Source organism: Pseudomonas sp. Sample_14 (assembly GCF_004307515.1).
Lineage (GTDB): Bacteria > Pseudomonadota > Gammaproteobacteria > Pseudomonadales > Pseudomonadaceae > Aquipseudomonas > Aquipseudomonas atacamensis.
Genome location: NZ_RCOC01000058.1, coordinates 15,232 through 26,807 on the forward strand (window position 1 = coordinate 15,232; position 11,576 = coordinate 26,807).

Sequence of the window (11,576 nt, forward strand, 5' to 3'; positions counted from 1 at the left end):
CGATTTACGCTCGCCTGCAATATCGAGCCGAACGCTGGACTTGAAAACAACCGGAATCGGCCCCCTCTCCCAGAGGGTGAGGGACTGACCGAGGTGTATTTACGATTTACGCTCGCCTGCAATATCGAGCCGAACGCTGGACTTGAAAACAACCGGATCGACTCCCTCTCCCTCGGGAGAGGGCTGGGGTGAGGGGCTACGGTCTTAAACCCTGCGAGCAATCACCAACACCACAAACAAAAAAACGGGCCTGCATCAGCAGGCCCGTTCTCCTTGTGTGACTTGTGAAATCAGCGCATCAACTGTTGATCGCTGCCTGTTCATTCTCGTCAAATTCTTCCGCCAACAGCTTGTCGTTGGCCTTGCCAGTAAATGGCACTACAGCGGCGCGTGGTTTACCTCGCAGTTTGCCGAACAGATGATCCAGTTTGTGCTCCAGTTTCTCGGCGGCACCGTCGATCGCCTGTTCCAGCGAATCGGCTTTGTGGGTCACGGAAATCGGTTGGTGGCCTTTTGGCCGCGCTTCCAGTTGGCAGCGCAAGTCATGGGGACCTGGTTTCTCGCCGTTCTCGTCGCTCAGGTGGACTTCGACACGGGTCAGGTCTTCTTCATAACGGTCGAGCGTGCTCTCAATAGTTGTACGTACCCACTCCTCCAGTCGCTTACTGCTTTGAATATGGTTATCGCTGTTGACTTGGATTTGCATAGTTCATCCCTTATTTCAGCTAGCTCGCTGGAGGCCTTGAAGTGAATTTCCTGACCTCCTGGTTACAACAATCGGCCCGAGCGGCGAACATTTCAACCCCTGAAAAAAGAAAAATATTCATTCGCAAAAAAAGCCGGACAACCGAGCGAGGCGCTGTTAATGTCGGGAGTTGGGTCGACCCGCTCCGCAGAAAAATCTGCTCACATCTGCTGCTCGTTCAGCGGGTGCAAACTGCGAAAAATCCCCGCCTCCTCCGCCAGCCAGTCATGCACAGCGCGCACGCCCGGATGGCTCAACGCCCCCGGTGCATACAGCAGCACATAGCGTTTATGGTTGGGCACCGACAAGCCGAACGGCACGATCAAAGTGCCGCGCTCCAGCTCATCGTTGAGCAACGTGCGCCGGGCAATCGCCACGCCCATGCCAGCGATCGCCGCTTCGATGGTCAGATGATTGCGGTTGAACGTGTGGCCGCGCCGCACATCGGCGCCGTCGAAGCCGATCGCATTCAAATAGAACTCCCATTCCGCGTACTCGTAACTGCCACGCCAGGCGGTGATGTCGTGCAGCAACGGGAAATGCACCAGATCGGCCGGCCCGTGCAACGGCGGGCGCCCACGCAACAGGCTCGGCGCGCACACCGGAAATATCTGCTCGTCGAGCAAGGCTGTGGATAACAATCCGGGGTAGCTGCCATCGTTGAGGTCGATGGCCAGATCGAAATCGCCCTCATGCAGTGGCACGCTGCTGTCCTCGGCCACCAGGCGCAACTGGATATCTGGAAAGCGTTGCTGCAAGCGCGGCAGGCGCGGGGTCAGCCACTTGCCGAGAAACGACGGGATCGAGCGCAACCGCAGAGTCCCGCTGATCATCCCGGCGTCCAGCCGGCGCAATTCCGCATCGATGCTGCCATAGGCTTCATTGACGGTAATCGCCAGCCGCTGCCCCTGTGCACTCAACTCAACGCCGCGCGCGCGCCGATGAAACAGGCGAAAGCCCAGGCGCTCTTCCAATTGACGAATCTGCTGGCTGACCGCGCCCGGGGTGATGTGCAGCTCTTCGGCACAACGGGTGAACGACAGGTGCCGCGCGGCACAGGCAAACACCTGCAGCCAGACATAGCTCTGGGCATGCAATTGACGACTCATTGTTTAGTCCTGCTAAAGGCTGTCTTAGGAGGTTTCGTTGGTCACCTCGAACCGAGGCAGGCAGTATCGCCGACATTGCGCTTGTCCGACAAAAAATGGCAGCGATTCCTACTCCATTGCTTGTAAGGGTTTAGCATGGCTATCAGTGTTTTCGATCTATTCAAAGTGGGCATCGGCCCGTCCAGTTCCCATACCGTCGGTCCGATGCGTGCAGCGGCGACCTTTGCCCAGGCTCTGGTCGATCAGCATCTGCTCAATGATGTGCGACGCGTGCAGATCCGCCTGTACGGTTCGCTCTCGGCCACCGGCGTTGGCCACGCCACTGACCGCGCAACGGTCATGGGCCTGATGGGCGAGTGGCCGGACAGCATCGATCCTTCGACCATCGATCTACGCATCCAGCAACTGCGCGAAACCGGGCAACTGTCCCTCGCCGGTCAGCGTTCAATTGCTTTTGACTGGCAGAGCGATCTGCTGCTGCTCGACGAGAGCCTGCCCTACCACCCCAACGCCATGTCGCTGAGCGCCTTTGGCGAAAGCGCCGAGCTGTTCACGCAAACCTATTACTCGGTGGGCGGCGGTTTCATCGTCGAAGCGGCTGAAGCCGAATCTGGCGTGGCGCCAATCAGCGACTTGGTGTTGCCCTACGATTTTTCCAGCGCCGCCGAACTGCTCGCCCTGTGCAAACAACATAATCTGCGCGTGTCCGAACTGATGATGGCCAACGAGCGCGCCTGGCGCAGCGATGCCGAAATCCGTCAGGGCCTGTTGCACATCTGGTCAGTAATGCGCGAGTGCGTCGAACAAGGTTTGCGCCACGAAGGCATCTTGCCCGGCGGTCTGAAAGTACCGCGTCGCGCGGCAAAACTGCATCGCAGCCTGTTGGAAATCGGCAAACCGAATGTGATCAGCTCGACCCTGTCGGCCATGGAATGGGTCAACCTGTTCGCCCTCGCCGTCAACGAAGAAAACGCAGCCGGCGGGCGCATGGTCACCGCGCCGACCAATGGTGCCGCCGGGATCATTCCGGCGGTTCTGCACTACTACATGAAATTCAATCCGGATGCGTCTGATGATGACGTCGTCGCGTTCTTTCTCGCCGCAGCCGCTGTCGGCATTTTGTGCAAGAAAAACGCCTCCATCTCCGGTGCCGAGGTCGGCTGTCAGGGCGAAGTCGGCTCGGCTTGCGCAATGGCTGCCGCCGGCCTGGCCGATGTCCTCGGCGCGACACCGGAGCAACTGGAGAACGCTGCCGAAATCGGCCTGGAACACAACCTCGGCCTGACCTGCGATCCGGTCGGTGGCCTGGTGCAAGTGCCGTGCATCGAGCGCAATGCCATCGCGGCGGTGAAGGCGATCAACGCCACGCAAATGGCCCTGCGCGGCGACGGCAATCACTTTATTTCCCTCGACCGGGTGATTCGCACCATGCGCGACACCGGGGCCGACATGCACGACAAATACAAGGAAACCTCGCGCGGCGGGCTGGCGGTGAACTGGGTGGAGTGTTGATCGGCCTGACTGCACTGTCAGCGATCATCGGCTCATTCCTGCCCTGAAAACGCGCCACAAAAAACGGCGAGCCCCGAGGCTCGCCGTTTTTTTCGCCGTGTTTATTGTTCGACAATTTTTCCGGCATGCCCCTTGCTACATCACCCTTGAGGCAAACGGACATTGCAAACCTCAGCGAACGAGATGCCAGTGGTCTGGTGTTGCGAACCAAATCAGATCATGGCCGGTCAACAACTGCACGTTCAATCAGGCGGTGACGCATCATGGACAACCCATTTCAAATCATTACCGATGCCTTCGCGCCGGACTATCAGATCAATCTGAGCATTCAGGGCCTGGACGGCAGCATCATGCTGACCCTGTCCAACGCCGGCCGCATCGTGGCCAAGCGCATGATCAGCGCCGAACAGCGCAACGATCCCGAGCGTTTGAAACGGCTGGTACAAAGCATCCAGTTCGGCATCGCCATCGAACAGGGTCACAGCGCCATGTCGATTCTCGAAGCCATGACCAGCGGCGCCGGGCTGACCCCGCCACCGCCACGGGTCAAAGGCCAGCCCGGCCAGGCGGCGGGCCTTTAGAGCTCGCCCTTCTCCACTTCAGGATGTTCGCTGGAACCCGTACCGATCTTGCGCTGCGGGTTCTCGATCTTCACTGAGGGGAATTGCGACGAAGCGTAACGCACCACCAGGATCGCAAACGCCAGCAGCAGAATGCCGCCGCACAGGTAGATGATGCCCATGTCCGGCGGGTTGTGGTGCGAGACGTTGGAGATCAGCAGGCGCGTCAGTGCAGTGATCGCCACGTAGATCAGGAAGCGCACCGGCATGTGGTTGGTCTTGAAATAAATCCCGACCATCGCGCCCAGTTCCAGATAGATGAACAGCAACAGGATGTCATCGATCTTGATGTGCCCGACTTCGAGCATGCCGAGGAACTCCATCACCGCCGCCCACGCCGTCACCGCACCGATGGCGAACAGCGCCAGATAGTGGAAGGTTTCGACGAACAGGTTGCCCAGAGACTCGGCCAGTTGATGCACGTTACGCCGCAGTTTCTCGGCCCAGTTTATTTTCACGATGAGTTTCCTTAGCCCGTTTCGGGCGGATGATGCGTATCGCACGTGACGGTTTTGCGCGCGCGCCTTGTTGCAACGGTTTTCATGCAGGTTCAGGGCCACGCATCATGGCGATCCGCCGCAAATCCCGCGCCGTGGCGTTTGGTCGCAGGCTCGCGGCTTTGCACAATCCCCGTGGGAGCGAGCCTGCTCGCGAACAGCAGCGACACGGCTCACTGACAAACGCCAAATCCGGTCTACATTGAAAAGCCACTACCCATGGCGCAGGGATTCGCTTATCCTTTTCGCTGTATATGGATACAGTAGTCGTCAAGACAACTTAACGTGAAGGCATGTGAGGTGGTGAATGGCCGTCGAAGTGGTATACCGCAGCAGCCGAGATCTGGAGCGCTTGTTCATGGATAAAGCCGAAGCTGATCGTCATGACAAAATGCTCGAACTGGCCGAATATCTGGCCGATGTGCTGCAAAAAGCCGTTCCGTCCCTGACCGAACAGCAAGTGGAAGAAGCCGGGATCTACATGGCGAAGAATCGTGATGTGTTCGCCCGGGCATTCAAGAGCCAGCCCGATGCGCTGTCGGAGCTGATCAATGCGCCGGCCGAGCCTGTCGAAAAAGCTGAAGCGGCAGAACCTGACGAGGCGCCGGCGAAGCCCGCCAAAGCAGCGAAAGCGCCGAAGTAATCAGAAAGATCGTCCGATCGCGGCCCGAGCCTTCGGCAGCTACTGCATTTCGAGTGCAGGAGCTGCCGAAGGCTGCGATCTTTTGCTTTCAGCGATACAAAACCTTTTCCGCCAACTCATCCGCCACCCGCGCCGGCGAACGTTTTTCCGCCTGAGCATGGGCGAAGACTTCGGTCAGCCGCGAACTGATTTTCGACAGATGCGCCGTAATCGTCGGCAACTCCTCGCCACGATGTTTAAGCGAAACGTAAATAAGCCCGCCGGCATTGATCACATAGTCCGGCGCATAAAGAATCCCGCGCCGTTCCAGTTGATCCGCCACATCCAGATGGGAAAGTTGATTGTTCGCCGAACCGGCCACAGCAGAACAGCGCAGTTGCGACACAGAGTGACTGTTGAGCACACCGCCCAACCCACAAGGCGCAAGAATGTCGCAAGGCGTGCTGAGCAATGCGTCGTTGGCGATCGGGTGAGCATTGAGCTGCTCCATCGCCAGTTGCACCTTGCCGTGGTCGATGTCACTGACCAGCAACTCGGCGCCGGCAGCGTGCAGTTGCTCGGCCAGTGCATAACCGACATTGCCAAGCCCCTGAATCGCGATGCGCAGGCCTTCGAGGTTGTCGCTGCCCAGACGCGCCATCGCCGTGGCGCGAATGCCGGTGAACACGCCCATGGCCGCGTGCGGTGCCGGATCGCCTGCCGAGGTGGTGCTGGTGACATGCCGGGTCTGCTGGGCAATGCAGTCCATGTCCGCCACTGAAGTGCCGCTGTCGATGGCGGTGATGTAGTGACCGTCGAGCTGCTCGATGCAACGGCCGAAAGCCTCGAATAATGCGGCGCGATTCTCGACATGGGCCGGGCGCACGATCACCGCCACCCCGCCGCCCTGCGCAAGGCCGGCCAGCGCCGCTTTGTAGCTCATGTTTTGCGCCAGGCGAATGGCGTCCTCGACCGCAGATTCGTCGTTGGGATAGGCAAGGTAACGGCAGCCGCCCAGGGCTGGCCCCAGGCGACTGTCATGAATGGCAATGACCGCCTTCAACCCGGTGACCGGGTCCACGCTCAGGTGCAGCGATTCCAGGCGAGTGCTTTGCATGAGAGCGAACATCGACAGGCTCCCGAATCACTTCTTGTAGAACGCCAGTATAGGCTTGCCCCTGAAAATTGCTGGTGCGCACCGGCATGAGCCGCCGAGCGGACAATGTTGCGCCGCTATAACTCGCGCTCAACGCGCCCGGCACTGGACGAACAACACGGACGGGGCTAAAACGAGGCATTGGAGGGAGATTCAGATGAGTGCGCGCCAACGCTTTTTCGAATGCCTGCATCGTTCACCGCCGGCCCTGCTGGAAGCTGCGCTGTGGATAAGTGCCGAGCACGACAAAACCCTCGAGCCCGAGGCATGGTTGCGCACCTTCAAGGATCTGCAACTACGCGTCAGCTATGGGCTGCCGATGCTGCCGGTCAGCGAACTGGCGCAACCGCTGTTGCGGCGCATGGTCGATCTCGGTTTCGCACAGGATGATTTCCTGCCGCTGCGCCCGCAGGCGGCGCTGCTGCATCGTGTGTTGCACACCCAGCGCGGTCAGCCGCTGGCATTGGCGTTGATCGCACTGGAACTGGCGCATGGCCTCGAGATTCCTTTGGTCGGGGTCAACTTCCCCGGGCATTTCCTGTTGCGGGTACCCGGCGCCGACCACTTGCTCGACCCTTGCGGCGGTCGACGCTTGTATCCCAACGACTGTCGCGAACTGTTGCAACGCCAATACGGGCCGAACATGCAGCTCAGCGCCGAGCATCTGCTGACGGCCACGCCAGTGCAGATGCTGCAGCGTCTGTCACGCAATCTGCGCCAATTGCACCTGACCCACGACGATCACATCGCCGCGCTGATCGACGCAGAACGAGTGCTCGAACTGGGTGATGCAAAAGCCTCTGATTACATGGCCCGGGCCAGTCTGTATCAACGGCTGGATTGCCCGAACGCTGAGCGCTTCGATCTGGAGCATGCGTTATTGCTCAGCGAAGACCCGATCCAGCGGCTGCGCCTGACCGAACGCCTCGGCCATCTGCCGCCCAACTCCGTCGTGCATTGACCGCTTTTTGCAGGTTTGCCCCCATCCTTGAGGCCCACACAAACCTGTGTGGGAGCGAGCCTGCTCGCGAAAGCGGTGTGTCAGCTGAATGAAAGGCCACTGACACGCCGTCTTCGCGAGCAGGCTCGCTCCCACAGGAATTACGGGGTGTCTGGTTGATTGGCAGGATGCGCCTTGATAAACGCCGGATGTTCAGCCGCCAACGCAGCCACACGGCAAATCTTCGGATACGCCTCCAGGCTGACGTTGAACCGCTCTGCCGCATACAACTGCGGAATCAGATACACATCCGCCACACACGGCCATTCGCCAAAACAGAAACCGCTTTCGCCGATCAACTGCTCCACCGTCGCCAGCCCTTGGCTGATCCAGTGACTGATCCACTCCACCACCTGCGTTTCATCCTGCCCCGCCTGGCGCAGGCGATTGAGCACGCTGACGTTGTGCAGTGGATGCACATCGCAGCCGATCACCGCCGCGACACCGCGCACCTGCGCGCGCGTCAGCAGATCATCCGGCAGCAACGGCACCTGTGGATAACGCTCTTCCAGATACTCGATGATCGCCGGCGATTGAATCAGCAGCGCACCGTCATCGGTGCGCAAGGTTGGCACCCGGCCCTGGGGATTGAGCGCCAGATACGCCGGCTGCCGATGTTCACCACCCGACGGTGCGATCAGGTTGACCGGCAGCGCCTGGTAATCGAGGCCCTTCAACGCCAGTGCGATTCGCACCCGGTACGATGAAGTGGAACGGTAATAGCCATAGAGATCCATAAGCCGCTCCTGTCAGCGTGCAGCGATCACGGTGCCGCGACATTCGCCGAAGCCGATCGAGGCAAAACCGTCGCGGGCGCAGCGAGCGCGCAGGATGATTTCGTCACCGTCCTCAAGGAACTTGCGCACTTCGCCGGAAGCCAGTTCGATCGGTTTCTTACCGCCCTCGGTAATCTCCAGCAGGCTGCCAAACTGGCCGTTTTCCGGGCCGGACAAAGTGCCCGAACCAAACAGGTCGCCAGCCTGCAACTGGCAACCGTTGACGCTGTGGTGCGCGACCATTTGCGCGACGGTCCAGTACATGTAGCGGGTGTTGCTCAGGGTCAGGCGATGGGCGGGCAGGTTCTGCTCGCGCATGGTTTCGGTACGCAACAGCACTTCCAGCTCGATGTCGAAGGCGCCGCCATCCTGATCACGCTTGTCGAGCAGATACGGCAGCGGCTGCGGATCACCTTCAGGGCGCGCCGGCTGTGCCATGCGGAACGGTTCCAGTGCTTCGGCCGTCACCACCCAGGGCGAAACACTGGTGATGAAGCTTTTCGACAGAAATGGGCCGAGTGGCTGGTATTCCCAAGCCTGGATATCCCGCGCCGACCAGTCGTTGAGCAGGCAGAAACCGGCGATGTGCTCGGCAGCGTCACCGATGGCAATCGGCTCGCCCATCTCATTGCCCTGGCCGATCCAGATGCCCAGCTCCAGTTCGTAATCCAGACGTGCGCATGGGCCGAATACCGGTTCGGTCTGCCCGGCCGGCAGCGTCTGGCCCTTCGGCCGGCGCACGTCGGTGCCGGACGCTCGCACCGTGGAAGCGCGACCGTGGTAACCGATCGGCACGTGCTTGTAGTTCGGCAACAGCGGGTTATCCGGACGGAACAGTTTGCCGACGTTCTGCGCGTGCTCGATGCCGACGTAGAAGTCGGTGTAATCGCTGATTCGCGCCGGCAGGTGCATCTGGCAATCGGCAGCCAGTGGCAAGACTTTCGCGCCTTGCGCTTCGATGCTGCCACGCAGCGTGCTGCCTTCACTGAACAGTTCGATCAGGCGTTCGCGCAGGGCCACCCGCGCCTCACGGCCAAGTTCGAAGAACGCGTTCAACTGCCCGCCCTGCATGGCTTCCACCGCACTGCGTGCGACACCGTCGAACAGACCGGCCTCAAGCGCCACCTGCAAATCGAAGATGTGCTCGCCGATCGCCACGCCTGCACGCGGCGCAGAACCCTTGAGGCTGAACACGCCCAGCGGCAGGTTCTGCAACGGAAAATCGCTGTGACCGTTGGCCGAAGCGACCCAACTGCGGGTGATGGAATTCTGTGTCATGGGTTATCTCCGGGTCGGGTCGAACGTGGCGGGCAGCGAGGCCCAGCAAGCGTCATAACTGGATTGCAATTGAGGGCAGTCGAGGGCGAAACGGCTTGGGCGCAGCACCTGGCTGGTCTCGAACATGAAGGCCATGGTGTTATCGATTTTTGCAGGTGCAAGCTCGGCGTTGATCGCCCTGGTGCAGGTCTCGCCGTCGGGGCCATGGGCGCTCATGCAGCTGTGCAACGACGCGCCGCCGGGCACGAAGCCTTCAGCCTTGGCGTCGTATTCGCCCTGGATCAGGCCCATGAATTCGTTCATCAGGTTGCGATGGAACCACGGTGGCCGGAAGGTGTTTTCGGCGACCATCCAGCGCGGCGGGAAGATCACGAAATCGAGGTTGGCCAGACCGTGCACGCTGGTCGGCGAGGTCAGTACGGTGAAGATCGAAGGATCCGGATGATCGAAACTCACCGTGCCAATGGTGTTGAAACGGCGCAGGTCGTATTTGTACGGCACGTTGTTGCCGTGCCAGGCGACCACATTGAGGGGTGAGTGATTGAGTTCGGTGGCCCACAACTGGCCAAGGAATTTCTGCACCAGAGTGGTCGGTTGCTGGAGGTTTTCGTAGGCGGCGACCGGGGTAAGGAAATCCCGTGGATTGGCCAGACCGTTGCTACCGATCGGCCCCAGATCCGGCAGGCGCAGCGGCGCGCCATGGTTCTCGGCGAGGTAGCCGCGTGCCTGTGGATCGAGCAGCTCGACGCGAAACTTCAGGCCACGCGGTAGCACGACGATTTCCAGCGGCGCCACCTCGAGTACGCCCAGTTCGGTGGCGATACGCAGGCGACCGAGTTGCGGCACCAGCAGCATTTCACCGTCAGCGTTGAAGAACACCCGCTCCATCGAACGGTTGGCGGTGTAGTTATAAATGCTGATGCCGGACGGTTTCTCGGCGCCGGCGTTGGCCGCCATGCTGACCAGGCCATCGATGAAATCCGTCGGTTCGGTAGGCAGCTCCAGTGGATTCCAGCGCAGGCGATTGGGCGTCACTTCACCCAACGGTCCGCCGGCCAGTTGCCGTTCCAGTTTGACGAACGCCGGGTGGTTGGCCGATGGCTGAATCCGGTACATCCAGGTGCGGCGCGCTTCGCTGCGCGGCATGGTGAACGCGGTGCCGGAGAACAATTCGGTATACAGGCCATACGGGGCTTTTTGCGGGGAATTCTGGCCAACGGGCAGCGCGCCGGGCAACGCTTCGGTGCTGAATTCGTTGCCGAAGCCGGACTGGTAAACCAGGTCCTGCGCGGTTGAATCGAGGTTCATGGAGCCTCCTGAACAGGGAGTCGGCAATGGCCCATCGCTCTGGCTCAGAGGTCTCGGCACGCCGGGGTTGTTATTATCGTAATCTGATTACGCATAACGTAATTTGCTCGCTATCCAGCGTCAAGCTATAAAGACGCCCATTCGAACCGGAACCGCCAGCCCCATGGAAAAAACCAGCGACAGCAACGGCAAACAGAAAGTCCGCTCCGCCGAGGTCGGCACCGACATCCTCAAGGCTTTGGCCGAGTTGTCACCGTCGACTTCGCTGTCGCGTCTGGCCGAACACGTGCAGATGCCGGCGAGCAAGGTGCATCGCTATCTGCAGGCGTTGATTGCTTCGGGATTTGCCGAACAGAACGCCGCCACCAACCATTACGGCCTCGGTCGCGAAGCGCTGCGGGTGGGCCTGGCCGCACTCAACAGCATGGACGTGCTAAAAGTCGCCGCCCTGCCGCTGTCCGAGTTGCGCGACGAACTCAACGAAACCTGCTTTCTCGCGGTGTGGGGCAATCAGGGCGCAACCGTGGTGCATATCGAACCGGCGGTGCGCGCGGTGACGGTGGTGACGCAATTGGGTTCGGTGCTGCCGCTGCTCAGCTCGTCCACCGGGCTGGTGTTCAGCGCTTACCTGCCGCACCGGGAAACCGATGAATTGCGCGAGCAGGAAATCGCTGTCGCGGAGCATCCGCTCAAGGATGAAACAGCCTATGCAGCGCTGTGTGAACAGATCCGCGAACGCGGTCTGCATCACGTGCATGGTTTGTTGATGCCGGGTGTGGATGCGCTTTCTGCGCCAGTGTTCAACGCGGTCGGGCAGATCGCTGCGGTGCTGACCATCGTCGGCCCGACCTCGTTGTTCCACGCCGACGAAAACGGCCCGGCGGCGCAGCGGTTGTTGGCTGCGACGCGGGCCGTGAGTTGGCGCATGGGTTACGAAAGTTAAGTAATGCTTA

Annotated in this window: 12 protein-coding genes and 1 pseudogene; 6 read left to right on the top strand and 7 right to left on the bottom strand. The window is 60.4% G+C overall.

The window, feature by feature from the left end; genetic code table 11:
- Positions 1–192, top strand: a 192-nt coding sequence (locus tag D8U61_RS27905; protein ID WP_206663085.1) for a hypothetical protein, incomplete at its 5' end; no start/stop codon positions are given.
- 106 nt (positions 193–298) lie between these two features.
- On the opposite strand, the gene D8U61_RS12910 is transcribed toward D8U61_RS27905, so the two are convergent.
- Positions 299–706, bottom strand: coding sequence for an HPF/RaiA family ribosome-associated protein (locus tag D8U61_RS12910; RefSeq protein WP_016771629.1), 408 nt, complete (start codon positions 704–706; stop codon positions 299–301).
- 200 nt (positions 707–906) lie between these two features.
- Positions 907–1,854 (bottom strand): LysR substrate-binding domain-containing protein, encoded by a 948-nt coding sequence (locus D8U61_RS12915; RefSeq protein WP_130927061.1) that lies wholly within the window; start codon positions 1,852–1,854, stop codon positions 907–909.
- Positions 1,855–1,989: 135 nt separating this feature from the next.
- On the opposite strand from D8U61_RS12915, the gene D8U61_RS12920 reads away from it, so the two are divergent.
- Positions 1,990–3,366, top strand: coding sequence for an L-serine ammonia-lyase (locus D8U61_RS12920; RefSeq protein ID WP_130927062.1), 1,377 nt, complete (start codon positions 1,990–1,992; stop codon positions 3,364–3,366).
- A gap of 263 nt (positions 3,367–3,629) precedes the next feature.
- On the top strand, positions 3,630–3,947 hold the full coding sequence (locus tag D8U61_RS12925) for a DUF3509 domain-containing protein (protein WP_016771632.1): 318 nt from the start codon (positions 3,630–3,632) through the stop codon (positions 3,945–3,947).
- Here the strand turns inward: D8U61_RS12925 and D8U61_RS12930 are convergent.
- Entirely contained in the window at positions 3,944–4,444 is a 501-nt protein-coding gene (locus D8U61_RS12930) for a phosphate-starvation-inducible PsiE family protein (RefSeq protein WP_016771633.1), read from the bottom strand. The genes D8U61_RS12925 and D8U61_RS12930 overlap by 4 nt on opposite strands.
- A gap of 346 nt (positions 4,445–4,790) precedes the next feature.
- Between D8U61_RS12930 and D8U61_RS12935 the strand changes: the two are divergent.
- Positions 4,791–5,030: pseudogene (locus D8U61_RS12935) on the top strand (YebG family protein); the annotation flags it as partial.
- Between the two features lie 184 nt (positions 5,031–5,214).
- Here the strand turns inward: D8U61_RS12935 and D8U61_RS12940 are convergent.
- Positions 5,215–6,234: a Glu/Leu/Phe/Val dehydrogenase dimerization domain-containing protein gene (locus D8U61_RS12940; protein WP_130888940.1), complete on the bottom strand. Its 1,020-nt coding sequence runs from the start codon at positions 6,232–6,234 to the stop codon at positions 5,215–5,217.
- 184 nt (positions 6,235–6,418) lie between these two features.
- Here D8U61_RS12940 and D8U61_RS12945 point away from each other — a divergent pair, with 184 nt between their 5' ends.
- Positions 6,419–7,222: a transglutaminase family protein gene (locus tag D8U61_RS12945; RefSeq protein WP_024011653.1), complete on the top strand. Its 804-nt coding sequence runs from the start codon at positions 6,419–6,421 to the stop codon at positions 7,220–7,222.
- Between the two features lie 140 nt (positions 7,223–7,362).
- On the opposite strand, the gene maiA is transcribed toward D8U61_RS12945, so the two are convergent.
- From maiA to hmgA, 3 genes are read right to left on the bottom strand one after another with little or no spacing between them, the layout of a single operon-like run.
- Positions 7,363–7,998 carry a maleylacetoacetate isomerase gene (gene maiA, locus D8U61_RS12950; protein WP_016771636.1) on the bottom strand — a complete coding sequence of 212 codons (636 nt, stop codon included), beginning with the start codon at positions 7,996–7,998 and terminating at the stop codon, positions 7,363–7,365.
- Between the two features lie 12 nt (positions 7,999–8,010).
- Positions 8,011–9,315: a fumarylacetoacetase gene (gene fahA / locus D8U61_RS12955; protein ID WP_130927063.1), complete on the bottom strand. Its 1,305-nt coding sequence runs from the start codon at positions 9,313–9,315 to the stop codon at positions 8,011–8,013.
- A gap of 3 nt (positions 9,316–9,318) precedes the next feature.
- Positions 9,319–10,623: a homogentisate 1,2-dioxygenase gene (gene hmgA, locus D8U61_RS12960; RefSeq protein WP_122750886.1), complete on the bottom strand. Its 1,305-nt coding sequence runs from the start codon at positions 10,621–10,623 to the stop codon at positions 9,319–9,321.
- Positions 10,624–10,786: 163 nt separating this feature from the next.
- Between hmgA and D8U61_RS12965 the strand changes: the two genes are divergently transcribed.
- Positions 10,787–11,566 carry an IclR family transcriptional regulator gene (locus D8U61_RS12965; RefSeq protein WP_024011648.1) on the top strand — a complete coding sequence of 260 codons (780 nt, stop codon included), beginning with the start codon at positions 10,787–10,789 and terminating at the stop codon, positions 11,564–11,566.
- The last annotated feature ends 10 nt before the right edge of the window (positions 11,567–11,576 follow it).

Bases quoted from the DNA above. Each gene is read 5' to 3' on its own strand.
- D8U61_RS12940 (WP_130888940.1), bottom strand. From the start codon at position 6,234: ATGTTCGCTCTCATGCAAAGCACTCGCCTGGAATCGCTGCACCTGAGC.
- D8U61_RS12920 (WP_130927062.1), top strand. From the start codon at position 1,990: ATGGCTATCAGTGTTTTCGATCTATTCAAAGTGGGCATCGGCCCGTCC.
- D8U61_RS12925 (WP_016771632.1), top strand. From the start codon at position 3,630: ATGGACAACCCATTTCAAATCATTACCGATGCCTTCGCGCCGGACTAT.
- hmgA (WP_122750886.1), bottom strand. From the start codon at position 10,623: ATGAACCTCGATTCAACCGCGCAGGACCTGGTTTACCAGTCCGGCTTC.
- D8U61_RS12965 (WP_024011648.1), top strand. From the start codon at position 10,787: ATGGAAAAAACCAGCGACAGCAACGGCAAACAGAAAGTCCGCTCCGCC.
- fahA (WP_130927063.1), bottom strand. From the start codon at position 9,315: ATGACACAGAATTCCATCACCCGCAGTTGGGTCGCTTCGGCCAACGGT.
- D8U61_RS12910 (WP_016771629.1), bottom strand. From the start codon at position 706: ATGCAAATCCAAGTCAACAGCGATAACCATATTCAAAGCAGTAAGCGA.
- maiA (WP_016771636.1), bottom strand. From the start codon at position 7,998: ATGGATCTCTATGGCTATTACCGTTCCACTTCATCGTACCGGGTGCGA.
- D8U61_RS12945 (WP_024011653.1), top strand. From the start codon at position 6,419: ATGAGTGCGCGCCAACGCTTTTTCGAATGCCTGCATCGTTCACCGCCG.
- D8U61_RS12915 (WP_130927061.1), bottom strand. From the start codon at position 1,854: ATGAGTCGTCAATTGCATGCCCAGAGCTATGTCTGGCTGCAGGTGTTT.